Consider the following 16633-nt stretch of genomic DNA (forward strand, 5'->3'; position numbering starts at 1 on the left):
ATGAGTTTTGATATTGCCAAATACCCGACACTGGCGTTAGTTGACTCCACCCAGGAGTTACGTCTGTTGCCGAAAGAGAGCCTGCCGAAGCTGTGCGACGAGCTGCGTCGTTACCTGCTCGACAGCGTAAGCCGCTCCAGCGGCCATTTCGCCTCCGGGCTTGGCACGGTTGAGCTGACCGTGGCGCTTCACTATGTCTATAACACGCCGTTCGATCAGCTTATCTGGGACGTGGGCCACCAGGCCTATCCGCACAAAATTCTGACCGGACGTCGCGATAAGATTGGCACCATTCGTCAGAAAGGGGGCCTGCATCCGTTCCCGTGGCGCGGTGAGAGCGAGTACGACGTACTGAGCGTCGGTCACTCCTCCACCTCCATTTCAGCGGGCATCGGGATTGCCGTGGCCGCTGAAAAAGAGAACAAGCAGCGCCGCACCGTCTGCGTGATCGGCGACGGCGCCATCACCGCCGGGATGGCCTTTGAGGCCATGAACCACGCGGGCGACATCAAGCCGGACATGCTGGTGATTCTGAACGACAACGAAATGTCGATTTCCGAAAACGTCGGCGCGCTGAACAACCATCTGGCACAGCTGCTCTCCGGCAAGCTTTACTCAACGCTGCGTGAAGGCGGCAAGAAAGTCTTCTCCGGCGTACCGCCGATCAAAGAGCTGCTCAAACGTACCGAAGAGCACATCAAAGGCATGGTCGTGCCAGGCACGCTGTTTGAAGAGCTGGGCTTTAACTATATTGGTCCTGTTGACGGTCATGACGTGCTGGGGCTGGTGTCCACGCTCAAAAACATGCGCGACCTGAAAGGCCCGCAGTTCCTGCATATCATGACCAAGAAAGGGCGTGGTTACGAACCGGCGGAAAAAGATCCGATCACCTTCCACGCGGTACCGAAATTTGACCCGTCCAGCGGCTGTCTGCCGAAAAGCAGCGGCGGTATGCCGAGCTATTCAAAAATCTTCGGCGACTGGCTGTGCGAAACCGCCGCGAAAGACAATAAGCTGATGGCGATCACCCCGGCCATGCGCGAAGGCTCCGGCATGGTGGAGTTCTCTAAAAAATATCCTGACCAGTACTTTGACGTGGCCATTGCCGAGCAGCATGCGGTCACCTTTGCGGCGGGTCTGGCGATTGGCGGCTACAAACCGGTTGTCGCGATCTACTCCACCTTCCTGCAGCGCGCTTACGATCAGGTTATTCATGACGTGGCGATTCAGAAACTGCCGGTACTGTTTGCAATCGATCGTGCCGGCATAGTCGGTGCTGACGGCCAGACGCACCAGGGCGCATTTGATCTCTCCTTCCTGCGCTGCATCCCGGAGATGGTGATCATGACGCCAAGCGACGAGAACGAATGTCGTCAGATGCTGTTTACCGGCTACCACTATCAGGACGGGCCGAGCGCGGTTCGCTACCCGCGCGGTAATGCGGTGGGCGTTGAGCTGCAGCCGCTGGAGAAACTGGCGATCGGTAAAGGACTGGTAAAACGTCGTGGCGAGAAAGTGGCGATCCTGAACTTCGGCACGCTGATGCCAGAGGCCGCAAAGGTGGCGGAATCGCTGAATGCCACGCTGGTGGATATGCGTTTTGTGAAACCGCTCGACGAATCCCTGATCCTCAGCATGGCTGAAACGCATGACGTGCTGGTGACCCTGGAAGAAAACGCCATCATGGGTGGCGCAGGCAGCGGCGTGAACGAGGTGCTGATGGCGAACCGTAAAGCCGTTCCGGTGCTTAACCTCGGTCTGCCGGACTACTTCATCCCACAAGGCACTCAGGACGAAGCCCGCGCGGCGATTGGCCTGGATGCTGCCGGTATCGAAGCCAAAATCCGCAGCTGGCTGGCCTGATCCCACCCCTTTTCCGCTCCTGCTATGCTTAAACGTATTGTTTAAACAGCAGGAGCGGAACCATGCAATACACGACATTAGGAAAAACAGATCTCAGGGTTTCCCGACTTTGTCTGGGATGCATGACCTTTGGTGAGCCCGACCGGGGGAACCACGCCTGGACGCTGCCGGAAGAGAGCAGCCGTCCGATTATCAAACGCGCCATTGAGGGCGGCATTAACTTCTTTGACACCGCTAACAGCTACTCCGACGGCAGCAGTGAGGAGATTGTTGGCCGTGCCCTGCGTGATTTTGCACGCCGGGATGAAATCGTCGTCGCCACCAAGGTGTACTACCCGGTGGGCGATCTGGCGGAAGGCCTTTCTCGCACCCAGATCCTGCGCTCTATTGATGACAGCCTCAGACGCCTGAACATGGATTACGTCGACCTGCTGCAAATTCACCGTTGGGATTACAACACGCCGATCGAAGAGACGCTTGAAGCGCTCAACGACGTGGTGAAAGCCGGTAAAGCGCGCTACATCGGCGCATCGTCCATGCACGCATCGCAGTTTGCCCAGGCGCTGGATCTCCAGGCGCAGCACGGCTGGGCGCGCTTTGTCACCATGCAGGATCACTACAATTTGATCTATCGTGAAGAAGAGCGCGAGATGCTACCGCTGTGCTACCAGGAGGGAGTAGCGGTCATCCCCTGGAGCCCGCTGGCGCGTGGACGTCTGACCCGTCCGTGGGGGGAAACCACGGCCCGGCTGGTATCCGATGAGGTGGGGAAAAATCTGTACGGCGGAACAGAGGCCAGCGATGCGCTGATTGCCGAACGTTTGGCCGGGATCGCCGACGATACCGGTGCAACCCGCGCCCAGGTGGCCCTGGCGTGGCTTCTGGGCAAGCGTGGTGTCGCGGCCCCCATTATCGGCACGTCCCGGGAAGAGCAGCTGGACGAACTGTTAAATGCGGTGGATATCACGCTGACGCCAGAGCAGATTGCCGAGCTGGAGACGCCGTATCAGCAGCATCCGGTAGTGGGGTATAAATAAGCCCTCTCTTATGTAGGCCGGGTAAGGCGTAGCCTCCACCCGGCAATACAGAGCGCAAAACATCACGCGAAGTGGTCGTACCCTTTCCAGTCCAGCGTCACGGGCGCACCGTCTTTCACAAACTTCAGCCCTTCACTCTCCGGCATAATTTGCCCGATACAGGTAAATTTCGCGCCGAGATGAGCTAACGCCACATCCAGCGTGCCACGGTTGAGTTCCGGAACGGTAAAGCACAATTCATAGTCTTCACCACCCGAGAGCGCCCAGCGCAGAGCCTGCTCAGGCTCCACATGGCGAAGCAGCTGCTCTGACAGCGGGAACAGATCCAGATCGATGCGTGCGCCAACGCCGCTGGCTTTCAGAATATGCCCGAGATCTGAGATAAGCCCGTCAGAGAGATCGATAGCCGAGCTTGCCCGCTCGCGCAGCGCCTGACCGTGCAGAATACGCGGCGTCGGGCGCAGATGGCGTTTCACCAGATAGGCCGCATCGTCAGCGTTCTTCACGGTTAAGCGATCCTGAAGAATCGCCAGGCCCGCGGCGCTGTCGCCCGGTGTACCGGTCACGTAGATCCAGTCGCCGGGTTTTGCACCCGAGCGCTTCAGCGCGCGACCGAGCGGCACATAGCCGTGGATCGCCAGCGTCATCGACAGCGGCCCGGCCGTGGTATCACCGCCGATCAGCTGCATATCGTAGTAGTTAAGCTGCTCAAACAGCGCATCGCTAAAGGCTTCAAGCCAGGCTTCATCCACCTCAGGCAACGTCAGAGCCAGCGTTAACCAGGCGGGATCGGCCCCCATTGCCGCCAGATCGCTAACGTTAACCGCCAGTGCTTTATACGCCAGATCGGCAGGATCGATATCCGGTAAAAAATGACGTCCGCACACTAAGGTGTCGGTGCTGATTGCCAGCGTCTGTTTTTCGGGAACATTGAGAAGTGCGCAGTCATCGCCAATGCCGGTTTCAACATCAAGACGAGAGGTTCTGACACGGTCGAAATAACGGGCAATCAGGGAGAATTCGCCGCATGCCATACGTTATGCCTCAGCAAATAAAAGAAAAAACCGGAGCCGCACTGCCCGTCAGGCAATGCAGGACTCCGGTTTGCGGATCACTTTTTGTGGGGACGGATCGCAGGTGCTGCTTTATCAAGAACGCCGTTTACGAACTTGTGGCTGTCTTCAGCGCCGAAGGTTTTCGCCAGTTCGATCGCTTCGTTGATGGCCACTTTGTACGGCACATCATCACGTTTTGACAGCTCAAACAGCGCAATGCGCAACACTGCTTTTTCAACCTGGCCCAGCTCTTCGAGCAGACGGGACAGGTATGGCTTCATCAGACCATCGAGATACGCGCTATTAGTCGCCACTCCCGACAGCAGTTCACGGAAGTACAGAACGTCAACGTCTTTCACGTCCTGTTCTGACAGGAACTGGTATTCAACATCAGCGATGTCGTTCTGGGACAACTGCCAGGAGTAAAGTGCCTGGACGGCACATTCACGGGCGCGGCGACGAGCAGCAGGTTTCACGGAATTCCCCTTACAAAAAAATCAGGCCTTGATGGCTTTCAATACATTGATCATTTCAAGCGCGGTCAGTGCAGCTTCTGCACCTTTGTTACCGGCTTTGGTGCCAGCACGTTCGATGGCTTGTTCAATACTTTCGGTGGTCAGCACGCCGAACGCGACAGGAATTTCAGCATCCTGTGCAACGTGTGCCAGACCGTTGCTTGCACCGCCCGCAACGTATTCGAAGTGCGCAGTGCCGCCACGAATAACGGTACCCAGCGCAATCACCGCGTCGTATTTACCGGTTTTCGCCAGCGCGCCCGCTGCCAGTGGCAGTTCGTAAGCACCTGGAACCCACACAACGGTAATGTTGTCATCTTTAACCTGGCCGATGCGTTTCAGGGCATCAACCGCACCTTCCAGCAGGCTGTCGTTGATGAAGTTGTTGAAACGCGCAATGGTGATGGCGACGCGAGCGTCCGGGGTAGCTACAGCAGCTTCAATAATGTTCATACTCTTCCTTTACGGGTTCATTTGGCCCCGCAGGGGGGCGGATTTTATCATAATACTTTGCGCACTGCTTCCCTATTTCGGGAGCAATTACGCTGTCGTTAAGTGGAGGCAGACATCCGGGCCCACCGGACGAATCTCGCTGAATTTGAGTTGTGGTGCATCAGCCAGTTTTTCAAGGCCGGGCAGCACAAACAGGCCACGCGCGTCGCTGCCCAACAGTTTAGGCGCCACGTAAACAATCAGCTCATCCACCAGCCCGGCCTGCAGCAGCGCGCCGGCCAGCGTCGGGCCCGCTTCCACCCAGATGCTGTTCACCTGCTGCTTACCGAGCAGCATCATCAGCACCACGAGATCCAGACGTCCGTTGTGCTCCGGCACCCTGATACTGCGCACACCTTCCGGCCATACGCGCGTATCATCTTTGGTGCGCGCAAACCAGGTTTCACCCGGCTGCTGGACAATGCGGTGCTCTGGCGTCACACGGTTCTGACTATCAATCACAATACGCAGCGGCTGGCGCAGGTTCTCCTGCGGATAGAGCGCCTGGGTATCGGCATTCAGTTCGTCCCAGCGCACGGTCAGCGCCGGATCGTCAGCCAGAACGGTTTCACTGCTGGTGAGGATAGCATGGCTTTGCGCACGCAGACGTTGCACATCGCGCCTTGCCTGCGGCGAAGTGACCCACTGGCTTTCACCGTTTGCCATCGCCGTGCGTCCATCCAGCGAGGCGCCCAGCTTAAGCTGAATATACGGGAACCCGGTGCGCATGCGCTTCAGGAAGCCTTTATTAAGCGCCTCTGCGTCCTGCATCATCAGGCCATGGCTGACCTCAATCCCTTCCTGCTGCAGGCGATACAGACCCCGGCCCGCCACCTGCGGATTCGGATCCTGCATTGATGCGACCACGCGTGCAACACCTGCGGCAATCAGCGCGTCGCAGCACGGCGGCGTACGCCCGTGATGGCTGCAGGGCTCTAGCGTAACGTAGGCTGTGGCGCCGCGCGCCTTCTCGCCGGCCATGCGCAGAGCATGAACCTCAGCATGGGGCTCACCCGCGCGGTAGTGAAAACCTTCCCCCACGATCTCGCCATCGTTAACGATAACGCACCCGACATTCGGGTTAGGGTGGGTGGTAAAACGACCGCGCTGCGCCAGTTTCATGGCGCGCGCCATGTACATCTCATCCTGCATGGACTTAATCCTGTAAGCGGGCGATCTCTTCGCCAAACTCTTTGATATCTTCGAAACTGCGATAAACAGAGGCGAAGCGGATATAGGCGACCTTATCGAGCTTTTTCAGCTGTTCCATCACCAGATTACCGATCATCTTGCTGGGCACTTCACGCTCGCCCAAACCACGAAGGTAAGATTTTATGTGGTTTAACGCCATTTCAACGTCATCCGCACTGACGGGCCGTTTTTCCAGGGCCTTCAGCATCCCGCTACGCAATTTCTCTTCGTTGAAGGGTTCACGCACGTCGTTAGTTTTTACCACGCGCGGCATGACCAGCTCTGCCACCTCAAAGGTCGTGAAACGCTCGTTACACACCAGACACTGCCGACGACGGCGTACGGATGATCCTTCGCCCACAAGACGAGAGTCGATGACTTTGGTATCCACAGCGGAGCAAAATGGGCAATGCATACGGTATCCCTGTTATCTGGTTAACTGATTTTCATTTTACCCTGATCTGGCCTGACAACAAAGGAAGAGCTTTTTGAGATAAAGGATCTATGTCTGACGCCACAATGCTGGCTACCATTAGGGCGATCCGTTATTTCAAGGAAATAAACGCAATGACAAGACGTTACCTGAAAATATTGCTGGTGGGGAGCCTCTTCACCCTTAGCGCCTGTGCACAGCAAACCGAAGTCCGTCAGATGAAACAGAGCGTGAATACGCTTAATACCGCGATGGACAAACTGAACAAAGAAACGGTGAAGATCACCCAGCAAAATGCGCTGAACGCCAAATCCAGCAGCGGGGTTTATCTGCTGCCGGGCGCGAATACCCCTGCGCGACTTAACAGCCAGGTTGGCACGCTAAAAATGTCTCTGGTGAATGTGGCGGCGAATGCAGATGGTACTCGCGCAACATTACGCATCCAGGGAGAATCCAACGATCCGCTGCCGGCCTTCAGCGGCACCGTCGAGTGGGGCCAGATCCAGGGCACCACGGAGAACTACCAGGAAGTGAATGTCAGAAATCAGCTTTTCACTGCACCCGCCAGCGTGCTTGCTCCGAGCGATGTTGACATTCCGCTGCAGCTCACCGGACTGACCCCGGATCAGTTAGGTTTTATCCGTATTCACGATATCCAACCCGCCGCGCAATAACCCCTTCTTTTCGCGGAGTGCAATGTCACTCCGCTAACATTTACATTTCGTATGGATTGGCAACATAAATGATTGCCGCTACAATCCCGCCCGTTTAAAGTACGCAAACGTGAACGCAATCGATTACGTGTATGAGAGATATGTGAAACAACACATATTTTTGTGAGCAGGGATTCCTATAATAGGCACCGCAGAAACACGAAATATTTAGAAACGCAATTCGCGCATTTTTCACTCCCGGAAGGGAATTTCAATCAGTGGCATGATTATGAAAAAAACATTACTCGCAGCTGGCGCCGTGCTGGCACTGTCCTCTTCTTTCACTGTTAACGCAGCGGAAAACGATAAACCACAATACCTCTCCGACTGGTGGCACCAGAGCGTTAACGTGGTCGGCAGCTACCACACCCGCTTCGGACCACAGATCCGTAACGATACCTACCTGGAATACGAAGCATTCGCCAAGAAAGACTGGTTTGATTTCTACGGTTATATGGATGCACCTGTCTTCTTCGGTGGTAACACCGACGCGAAAGGTATCTGGAACCACGGTTCCCCACTGTTCATGGAGATCGAACCGCGCTTCTCTATTGATAAGCTGACCGGTACCAGCCTGGCGTTTGGTCCGTTCAAAGAGTGGTATTTCGCGAACAACTATATTTACGACATGGGCCGTAATAAGTCCGGTCGCCAGAGCACCTGGTACATGGGTCTGGGTACGGACATCGACACCGGTCTGCCAATGAGCCTGTCTCTGAACGTGTACGCGAAATATCAGTGGCAGAACTACGGTGCCGCGAACGAAAACGAGTGGGATGGCTACCGTTTCAAAGTGAAATACTTTGTGCCAATCACCCAGCTGTGGGGCGGCAACCTGAGCTATATCGGCTTCACCAACTTTGACTGGGGTTCAGATCTGGGCGACAACGACTTCCGCGACCTGAACGGTAAGAAAGCGCGCACCAACGACTCCATCGCATCCAGCCACATCCTGGCGCTGAACTACGATCACTGGCACTACTCTGTTGTGGCACGTTACTGGCACAACGGTGGTCAGTGGAACGACGACGCCAGCCTGAACTTCGGCAACGGCGACTTCAGCGTTCGTTCTACCGGTTGGGGTGGTTACCTGGTGGTGGGTTACAACTTCTAATCGTATGATTGTTGCCGGGTGGCGGCTACGCCTTACCCGGCCTACAAAACCTGTAGGCCCGTGCAAGCGCAGCGCCGCCGGGCAAAAAAGCCAGCTCAAGGGCTGGCTTATTACTGCTTCACCTTCCGTAAAAAATCCGCCAACGACCTGTCCGCACTCTCGCTAAAGCGCCTCTCCGTCTGCGCAATATTGAGACATCTGTCGAGCCGGAAACAGCGATAGTCCTCGCGCCGTTCGCACCACGCTGCCAGCAGCCAGCGCTCGCCCCAAAAGAACAACCCCAGCGGCTGAACTTCGCGTTTAGAGAGCTGTCCGGCTTCATCACGGTAATGCAACGCCAGCACGCGCTGGGCGGAAATCGCCTGATGGATCCTGTCAAAATCGCTGCGGGAGTGGCTTTGCATGCAAAAGTCCGGGGCGTAAATCCGCGTCTGCTCCGCCTTTCGACGACTCTCCTCGGGCAGGATCGCCAGCACTTTCTCCTGAGCCGATTCCAGCTCACGCGACAGCGACTCCCCGCCCCAGGTTTTGAGCAGGCGAATCGCGACAATCAACGCCTCAGACTCCTTGTTTGTCAGCATCAGCGGCGGCAGGTCAAAACCCGACATCAGCCGGTATCCGCTCCCTGCCTCGCCCTCCACCGGCACGCCGGAAAGCGACAGGTCGCGGATATCGCGATAGACCGTGCGTTCGGACACGCCAAGGCGGTCCGCCAGATGCGCTGCCGTTGTCAGACGCCTGCCCCGCAGGATCTGCACTATCTGAAACAAACGGTCAGCGCGTCGGGTCATAGATTCGTTAACTCTCAGGCAGGTTGATGGAGGCCGACGCGATTACCTTCGCTGTCGGTAAACAACGCGATAGTGCCAATACCATGCGGCAGTTCCAGTGGGCCAAACACGCACTCGCCGCCAGCAGAGGCAACGCGATCGAGCGTGGCCGCCAGATTGTCGGTATGCAGATAGATAATAGCGCCTTCATGAGACGGCACAATGCCCTCAAATTTTGCCAGCGCCCCGCCAGTAGACGGTTCCTCATGGGGGAAAACGGCGAGTTCAGCACAGTCCATTTTCTCGCGTTTTAATGACACCTGCATCACGGGCTCATAAAAACTCATCGCGCGATCCATATCCGTGACCGGGATTTCAAACCAGTTAATCACATTTCTCATACATCCTCCTGACGGTTGTTTGGGTTCGAAAAGAGTCTACGACAGGGCTCCTGACAGCATACTGTCAGGAGTGTTTGTCAGGAGCAGATAAAAAAAATCCCGGTCAACAGACCGGGATTTCGATAACGCGCTAAACGTCGGCTTACGGCAGAATCGACGGCTGATCCGCCCCTTCTTTCTCGACTTTCTGCTGGAGCAGGTGCTCGCGCTTCATGCCGAGTTTCAGCGCCAGTGCGGACGCAACGTAGATAGACGACGCCGTACCGATGGTGACACCAATCAGCATGGTCAGCGAGAAGCCTTCCAGTACCGGGCCACCGAACAGGAACAGCATCAGGATCACCATCAGGGTAGTACCGGATGTGATCAAGGTACGGTGCAGCGTCTGGGTCAACGACACGTTAAAGATTTCGTACGGCGTACCGCGACGGATCTTACGGAAGTTTTCACGGATACGGTCAGATACCACGATACTGTCGTTCAGTGAGTAACCGATAACGGACATCAGGGATGCCACAATCGTCAGGTCAATCTCAATATGGAACAGAGACAGTATCCCCATGGTGATCACCACGTCGTGCGCCAGAGCGATAACCACACCGGCCGCCAGTCGCCACTCAAAGCGGAAACCGACGTAGACCAGGATGGAAATCAGCGCCACCAGCAGCGCCATGGCCCCGGTTTGCGCCAGGTCAGCACCCACGCTTGGGCCGACGAACTCAATACGTTTGACCGCCGCATTCTGGCTGGTTGTTTCGTTAATCACGTTCACAACCTTGCTGCCCAGCTCCTGGCTGCCGTTGGCATCGTGCACCGGCGGCATACGCACCATGATGTCGCGGCTGCTGCCGAAGTTCTGCAGCAGTGGCTCTTCAAAGCCCGCCTTCTGCAGAGACAGGCGCATCTCGTCCATATCGACCGGTTTTTCCAGGGAGATCTCGATGACCGTCCCCCCGGTGAAATCAAGCCCCCAGTTAAAGCCTTTCACGCCCATAATGACGATGGACAGGATCAGCAGGAAACCTGAAATGCCGAAGGCCCAGTAGTCCCAGCGCATAAAGTCCCAGACTTTACGGCCGTGGTTCAATTGTTCAACAGTATATTCCTGTGCCACAACGCACTCCTCAGATAGACAGCTTTTTGACGCGCTTGCCGCCGTACAGCAGGTTCACGATGGCACGGGTGCCGACAATAGCGGTAAACATTGACGTTGCGACACCGATACCGGTTGTAATCGCAAAGCCTTTGATCGCGCCAGTACCCACTGCATACAGGATAAGAACCTTAATCAGTGTTGTTACGTTCGCATCGAAGATGGAGCTAAACGCGCCTTTGTAACCTTCGTCAATCGCCTGCTGAACAGAGCGACCGTTGCTCAACTCTTCTTTGATACGTTCGTTAATCAGTACGTTGGCGTCGACCGCCACCGCGAGGGTCAGAACGATACCCGCAATCCCCGGCATGGTCAGCGTCGCCCCTGGCAGCAGGGACATAATGCCGATGATCAGCACCAGGTTAGCGATCAGCGCGCTGGTCGCAATCAGACCAAACTTCTTGTAGAAGAAGATCATGAAGAGAATAGAGACCACCAGACCGGCCAGACACGCTTCCAGACCCTGCTGGATGTTTTGCATCCCAAGCGTTGGACCAATGGTACGTTCTTCAACAATCTGAATTGGCGCAATCAGCGCACCGGCACGCAGCAGCAGAGAGAGCTGACGCGCTTCGTTCGGGTTGTTAATACCGGTAATACGGAAGCTGTTACCCAGACGAGACTGGATGTTGGCGATGTTAATCACCTCTTCTTCTTTCACCAGTACCGCACGGCCGTTTGCATCTTTCTTACCGCTGTCTTTGTACTCCACGAACAGGGTCGCCATCGGTTTGCCGATGTTGTCCTTGGTGAAGTTAGACATGATGTTACCACCCGCGCTATCCAGCGAGATGTTAACCTGCGGCTGGTTGTATTCGTCCTGGCTGGAAGTGGAGTCGGTGATATGGTCACCGGTCAGGATCACGCGTTTGTACAGCACCACCGGCTGACCTTCGCGAGTCTGTTTCACTTCCGAGTCACCCGGAATACGGCCAGAAGCGGCAGCAGACTGGTCAACGTTGGTATTCACCAGACGGAATTCCAGCGTTGCGGTCGCACCCAGAATCTCTTTCGCACGCGCGGTGTCCTGAATACCCGGCAGTTCAACCACGATACGGTCAGCACCCTGACGCTGTACCAGCGGCTCAGCGACGCCCAGCTGGTTTACACGGTTACGCAGAATATTGATGTTCTGCTGAACGGCATATTCACGCGCTTCTTTCAGTCGAGCATCGGTCATCACCGCACGCAGCTGATTGCTGCCCTGAGAGGTGATCACCAGGTCACGGTGACGTTGCGTCAGGTAATCTACAGCCTGATCGCGCGCCGCGCTGTCGCGGAACGTGATGCTCATACCGTAGTTATCTTCTTTACGCACGGTGGTGTAAGCGATGCCTTTTTCACGCAGATCGCTGCGCAGGCTATCGATATTTTGTTCCTGCAGTTTGCCAAGCGCGGTATCCATATCCACTTCCATCAGGAAGTGAACGCCGCCACGCAGGTCAAGACCGAGTTTCATTGGCTCAGCGCTCAGCGCAGCCAGCCAACGCGGGGTTGCAGGAGCAAGGTTAAGCGCCACGACGTATTTATCACCCAGCACGCCCATCAGCGCTTCACGAGCGCGGAGCTGCGTGTCGGTGGTGTCGAAGCGAGCAAGAATTGCACCCTCTTCCAGAGCCACAGACTTAGCGGTAATTTTTTCTTCTTGTAACGTTTTCTGGACCTGGATCAGCGTTTGCTCACTGGCGGCGACACCGCGCGCGCCAGTGATTTGAACAGCCGGATCCTCACCATACAGGTTGGGAAGTGCGTACAGCAGGCCGACGAGAATCACGACGACCAGCATGATGTACTTCCACAAAGGATAACGGTTTAACACGGCAGTTCCCTTTGGGAAAAGTTGGGATTACAGCGCCTTCATGGTGCCTTTCGGCAGAACGGCAGCTACGAAGTCACGTTTGATGACCACTTCAGTGGTGTCGTTCAGGGCGATAGCAATGTAGCCGCTTTCAGCCACTTTCGTTACACGACCGACCAGACCACCGTTGGTCAGTACTTCATCGCCTTTCGCGATGGAGTCCATCAGCTTTTTGTGCTCTTTGGTACGCTTCTGCTGTGGGCGCAGGATCATGAAGTAGAAGATCAGACCGAACACAACCAGCATCAGAATCAGAGACATCGGGCTGCCCTGCGCCGGAGCACCTGTTGCCGCTACCGCATCAGAAATAAAAAAGCTCATTCAAATTCCCTCATTATTAATATTAATCAACGTTCAAAGGTGGAACGGTTCGACCCTGACGTTGGTAAAAATCGGTCACGAAGCTCTCTAATTTACCCTCTTCGATAGCCTTGCGTAAACCAGCCATTAAGCGCTGATAATAGCGAAGGTTATGAATGGTATTGAGACGCGCGCCCAAAATCTCATTGCAACGATCGAGATGATGCAGATACGCGCGAGAATAATGGCGACAGGTATAGCAATCGCACTCGGCGTCGAGCGGACTGGTGTCACTTTTATGCTTCGCGTTACGGATTTTCACCACGCCATCGGTAACAAACAGATGACCGTTACGCGCGTTGCGGGTTGGCATGACGCAGTCGAACATATCGATGCCGCGGCGCACGCCTTCAACCAGATCTTCTGGTTTACCCACGCCCATCAGGTAACGGGGTTTATCAGCCGGGATCTGCGGGCAGACATGTTCCAGAATGCGATGCATGTCTTCCTTCGGCTCACCGACAGCCAAACCGCCGACAGCGTAGCCATCAAAACCTATCTCTACCAGACCTTTAACAGAGATATCGCGTAAATCTTCGTAAACGCTGCCCTGGATAATGCCGAACAGCGCATTTTTGTTCTGCAGGGAGTCAAAACGATCGCGGCTACGCTTCGCCCAGCGCAGCGACATCTCCATTGAGCGCTTCGCGTAATCCCAGTCAGCCGGGTACGGCGTACATTCGTCGAAGATCATCACGATGTCAGAGCCGAGATCGTACTGAATCTCCATCGATTTTTCAGGATCGAGGAAAATCGGATCGCCGTTGATCGGGTTACGGAAGTGAACACCCTCTTCGGTGATCTTACGGATATCACCAAGGCTGAAGACCTGGAAGCCGCCGGAGTCGGTCAGGATGGGGCCTTTCCACTGCATGAAATCATGCAGATCGCCGTGGAGCTTCATGATCTCCTGGCCCGGGCGCAGCCACAGGTGGAAAGTATTGCCGAGGATAATCTGCGCGCCAGTGGCTTCCACCTCTTCCGGCGTCATCCCTTTGACGGTGCCGTAGGTGCCCACAGGCATAAACGCGGGGGTTTCCACCACGCCGCGATCAAACACCAGGCGGCCGCGACGCGCGCGGCCATCGGTGGTATCAAGTTCAAATTTCATTTTCTTTCCTCTGTGCCAGAAAAACAGTCCAACACATTATTCCGGTGCCGCGGACTTATTCCCCGACACGCTCATTCAAAGCCAGCGGATTGTACGTGATAAACATCGCGTCCCCGTAGCTAAAAAAGCGATATTTTTGTTCTACCGCAGACTTGTAGGCATTCATTGTATGCTGATAACCCGCAAACGCGGAGACCAGCATAATCAGCGTTGATTCAGGCAGATGGAAGTTGGTCACCAGCGCGTCAATCACTTTGTACTGATAGCCCGGGTAGATAAAGATCTGCGTATCGCCAAAAAACGGCTCGATAAGACCATTTTTCGCCGCCTGCGCGGCACTCTCCAGTGAGCGCACCGAGGTCGTACCGACCGCAACGACACGGCTACCGCGCGCTTTCGCCGCCAGCACCGCATCCACCACATCCTGCGGCACTTCAGCATATTCAGAGTGCATGATGTGATCTTCGATGCTGTCCACGCGCACCGGCTGGAAGGTTCCCGCCCCGACGTGCAGCGTCACAAACGCCATCTCAACCCCTTTCGCGCGCAGTTTTTCCAGCAGGGGTTCATCAAAGTGCAGGCCTGCCGTCGGCGCCGCGACCGCGCCAGGCTTCTGGCTGTAGACGGTCTGGTACAACTCGCGGTCGGCCTCTTCGTCCGGACGCTCAATGTACGGCGGCAGCGGCATGTGGCCGATGGCGTTCAGAATGTCGAGCACGGTGCGTTCGTCGTTAAACTCCACTTCGAACAGCGCGTCGTGTCGCGCGGTCATGGTCGCGTTGATGCTTTCATCATCGCCCAGCAGCAGTTCCGCACCCGGCTTCGGCGCCTTAGACGCGCGAATATGTGCCAGAATACGTTTATCATCGAGCATACGTTCGACCAGCACTTCAATCTTGCCGCCGCTGGCTTTACGGCCAAACAGACGCGCCGGGATCACGCGGGTATTGTTAAAGACCAGCAGATCGCCAGGGTTGAGCTTGTCGAGCAAATCGGTGAAAGTACCGTGCGTCAGCTCGCCCGTTGGCCCATCCAGTGACAGCAAACGACAGCTACTGCGCTCAGGCATGGGGTAGTGAGCAATCAGGGATTCAGGTAGTTCAAAGGAGAAATCGGCGACGCGCATGACGTATACTCGTGACTTAAAAACAGGCGGCATAGTCTAGTGCTCACACCCTTTTGCTGCAACAACTAGCCGCCCCCGGACAAATAAAACGCATGAATTTTCTCGCTCACCTGCATCTCGCTCACCTCGCTGACAGCTCCCTTTCCGGTAATTTGCTGGCCGATTTCGTGCGCGGCAACCCCGCTGAAAACTATTCCCCTGAGGTGGTCGACGGCATTTTTATGCATCGCCGCATCGACGTTCTGACGGATAACCTGCCGGAAGTGACCGAGGCCAAAGGGTGGTTTCGCCCCGAAACGCGCCGCGTCGCGCCGATCACGCTCGACGTGATGTGGGATCACTTCCTGTCGCGCCACTGGGGACAGCTGTCGCCGGAGATGCCATTGCCGGAGTTTGTACGCTACGCCCATCAGCAAGTGTCGATTATTCTGCCCGACTCGCCGCCGCGCTTTGTGAATCTCAATAACTATCTGTGGTCAGAACGCTGGCTGGAGCGCTACCGCGATATGGACTTCATTCAGAATGTGTTAAACGGCATGGCGAGCCGGCGCCCGCGGCTGGATGCCCTGCGCGACTCCTGGTATGACCTGGATGAACATTACGACGCGCTGGAAACGCGTTTCTGGCAATTTTACCCGCGCATGATGGCCCAGGCGAAAAGCAAACAGCTCTGACAGATTTCACATTGATAGGTAAAAGCTGGCGGAACGATTGTCACCACCTCTTTGTCTTATCCCTGAACACTCTCTATACTGGCTCGCGTTGCGTTCCAAATAACCTTAGTATCTACAGGAGAATCATATGGTTCTGGTAACTCGTCCGGCTCCGGATTTTACAGCTGCAGCAGTTCTGGGCAACGGTGAAATCGTTGAAAACTTCAACTTCAAACAGCACACCAACGGTAAAACGACCGTTCTGTTCTTCTGGCCAATGGACTTCACTTTCGTTTGCCCGTCTGAACTGATCGCGTTCGACAAACGTTATGAAGAATTCCAGAAGCGTGGCGTGGAAGTGGTTGGCGTCTCCTTCGACTCTGAGTTTGTACACAACGCATGGCGTAACACCCCTGTCGACAAAGGCGGCATCGGTGCGGTGAAATACGCAATGGTTGCGGACATCAAACGCGAAATCCAGCAGGCTTACGGTATCGAACATCCGGACGCTGGCGTTGCACTGCGTGGTTCTTTCCTGATCGACGCAAACGGCATCGTGCGTCACCAGGTTGTAAACGATCTGCCGCTGGGTCGTAACATCGACGAAATGCTGCGTATGGTTGACGCGCTGCAGTTCCACGAAGAGCACGGTGAAGTGTGCCCGGCTCAGTGGGAAAAAGGAAAAGAAGGTATGGCTGCTTCTCCAGACGGCGTAGCAAAATACCTGTCCGAGAACGTATCCAGCCTGTAATCGGCACGGTTTACGAGAAGGCCCGCTAATGCGGGCC

General features: G+C 55.7%; 18 protein-coding genes. 6 read left to right on the forward strand and 12 right to left on the reverse strand.

All coding sequences use genetic code 11. The features are described 5' to 3' along the window. Entirely contained in the window at nucleotides 1-1863 is a 1863-nt protein-coding gene (gene dxs / locus LDK53_RS03140) for a 1-deoxy-D-xylulose-5-phosphate synthase (RefSeq protein ID WP_025756192.1), read from the forward strand. A gap of 62 nt (nucleotides 1864-1925) precedes the next feature. Further along, nucleotides 1926-2900, forward strand: a complete 975-nt coding sequence (locus LDK53_RS03145; RefSeq protein ID WP_045285217.1) for an aldo/keto reductase — start codon at nucleotides 1926-1928, stop codon at nucleotides 2898-2900. 62 nt (nucleotides 2901-2962) lie between these two features. Here the strand turns inward: LDK53_RS03145 and thiL are convergent, their stop codons facing one another. The 5 genes from thiL to nrdR form a co-directional block, all read right to left on the reverse strand. Beyond that, on the reverse strand, nucleotides 2963-3934 hold the full coding sequence (gene thiL / locus LDK53_RS03150; protein WP_025756194.1) for a thiamine-phosphate kinase: 972 nt from the start codon (nucleotides 3932-3934) through the stop codon (nucleotides 2963-2965). 77 nt (nucleotides 3935-4011) lie between these two features. After that, nucleotides 4012-4431, reverse strand: a complete 420-nt coding sequence (gene nusB, locus LDK53_RS03155; protein WP_006809908.1) for a transcription antitermination factor NusB — start codon at nucleotides 4429-4431, stop codon at nucleotides 4012-4014. A 21-nt stretch (nucleotides 4432-4452) separates the two neighbouring features. After that, nucleotides 4453-4923 carry a 6,7-dimethyl-8-ribityllumazine synthase gene (ribE, locus tag LDK53_RS03160; protein ID WP_003859098.1) on the reverse strand — a complete coding sequence of 157 codons (471 nt, stop codon included), beginning with the start codon at nucleotides 4921-4923 and terminating at the stop codon, nucleotides 4453-4455. An 87-nt stretch (nucleotides 4924-5010) separates the two neighbouring features. Beyond that, a complete protein-coding gene (gene ribD, locus LDK53_RS03165; RefSeq protein WP_225284242.1) occupies nucleotides 5011-6114 on the reverse strand; it encodes a bifunctional diaminohydroxyphosphoribosylaminopyrimidine deaminase/5-amino-6-(5-phosphoribosylamino)uracil reductase RibD in 1104 nt (367 codons plus the stop codon). A 4-nt stretch (nucleotides 6115-6118) separates the two neighbouring features. Then, nucleotides 6119-6568 (reverse strand): transcriptional regulator NrdR, encoded by a 450-nt coding sequence (nrdR, locus tag LDK53_RS03170; protein ID WP_025756196.1) that lies wholly within the window; start codon nucleotides 6566-6568, stop codon nucleotides 6119-6121. A gap of 152 nt (nucleotides 6569-6720) precedes the next feature. Between nrdR and LDK53_RS03175 the strand changes: the two genes are divergently transcribed. Next, entirely contained in the window at nucleotides 6721-7260 is a 540-nt protein-coding gene (locus LDK53_RS03175) for a DUF3251 domain-containing protein (RefSeq protein ID WP_025756197.1), read from the forward strand. A gap of 268 nt (nucleotides 7261-7528) precedes the next feature. Continuing rightward, entirely contained in the window at nucleotides 7529-8413 is an 885-nt protein-coding gene (locus LDK53_RS03180) for a nucleoside-specific channel-forming protein Tsx (protein ID WP_025756198.1), read from the forward strand. A 110-nt stretch (nucleotides 8414-8523) separates the two neighbouring features. On the opposite strand, the gene LDK53_RS03185 is transcribed toward LDK53_RS03180, so the two are convergent. The 7 genes from LDK53_RS03185 to queA all read right to left on the reverse strand — a co-directional run bounded on the left by LDK53_RS03185 (nucleotide 8524) and on the right by queA (nucleotide 15192). Next, on the reverse strand, nucleotides 8524-9204 hold the full coding sequence (locus LDK53_RS03185; protein WP_025756199.1) for a helix-turn-helix transcriptional regulator: 681 nt from the start codon (nucleotides 9202-9204) through the stop codon (nucleotides 8524-8526). 14 nt (nucleotides 9205-9218) lie between these two features. After that, the gene (locus LDK53_RS03190; protein WP_225284245.1) at nucleotides 9219-9584 is read right to left on the reverse strand and encodes a VOC family protein; all 366 of its coding nucleotides are present in this window, start codon (nucleotides 9582-9584) and stop codon (nucleotides 9219-9221) included. 142 nt (nucleotides 9585-9726) lie between these two features. Continuing rightward, a complete protein-coding gene (gene secF, locus LDK53_RS03195) occupies nucleotides 9727-10698 on the reverse strand; it encodes a protein translocase subunit SecF (RefSeq protein WP_025756201.1) in 972 nt (323 codons plus the stop codon). Nucleotides 10699-10708: 10 nt separating this feature from the next. After that, nucleotides 10709-12556: a protein translocase subunit SecD gene (gene secD / locus LDK53_RS03200; RefSeq protein ID WP_071994021.1), complete on the reverse strand. Its 1848-nt coding sequence runs from the start codon at nucleotides 12554-12556 to the stop codon at nucleotides 10709-10711. Nucleotides 12557-12583: 27 nt separating this feature from the next. After that, the gene (gene yajC, locus LDK53_RS03205; RefSeq protein WP_000007630.1) at nucleotides 12584-12916 is read right to left on the reverse strand and encodes a preprotein translocase subunit YajC; all 333 of its coding nucleotides are present in this window, start codon (nucleotides 12914-12916) and stop codon (nucleotides 12584-12586) included. A 22-nt stretch (nucleotides 12917-12938) separates the two neighbouring features. After that, on the reverse strand, nucleotides 12939-14066 hold the full coding sequence (tgt, locus tag LDK53_RS03210) for a tRNA guanosine(34) transglycosylase Tgt (RefSeq protein ID WP_025756203.1): 1128 nt from the start codon (nucleotides 14064-14066) through the stop codon (nucleotides 12939-12941). A 55-nt stretch (nucleotides 14067-14121) separates the two neighbouring features. Beyond that, entirely contained in the window at nucleotides 14122-15192 is a 1071-nt protein-coding gene (queA, locus tag LDK53_RS03215; RefSeq protein ID WP_025756204.1) for a tRNA preQ1(34) S-adenosylmethionine ribosyltransferase-isomerase QueA, read from the reverse strand. 92 nt (nucleotides 15193-15284) lie between these two features. On the opposite strand from queA, the gene acpH reads away from it, so the two are divergent. Together acpH and LDK53_RS03225 are read left to right on the forward strand one after the other, a co-directional pair. Then, on the forward strand, nucleotides 15285-15866 hold the full coding sequence (acpH, locus tag LDK53_RS03220) for an ACP phosphodiesterase (protein ID WP_025756205.1): 582 nt from the start codon (nucleotides 15285-15287) through the stop codon (nucleotides 15864-15866). A 127-nt stretch (nucleotides 15867-15993) separates the two neighbouring features. Next, on the forward strand, nucleotides 15994-16596 hold the full coding sequence (locus LDK53_RS03225) for a peroxiredoxin (protein WP_225284255.1): 603 nt from the start codon (nucleotides 15994-15996) through the stop codon (nucleotides 16594-16596). The last annotated feature ends 37 nt before the right edge of the window (nucleotides 16597-16633 follow it).

The organism is Enterobacter sp. K16B (assembly GCF_020216105.1).
GTDB classification, from domain to species: Bacteria; Pseudomonadota; Gammaproteobacteria; order Enterobacterales; family Enterobacteriaceae; genus Enterobacter; species Enterobacter sichuanensis.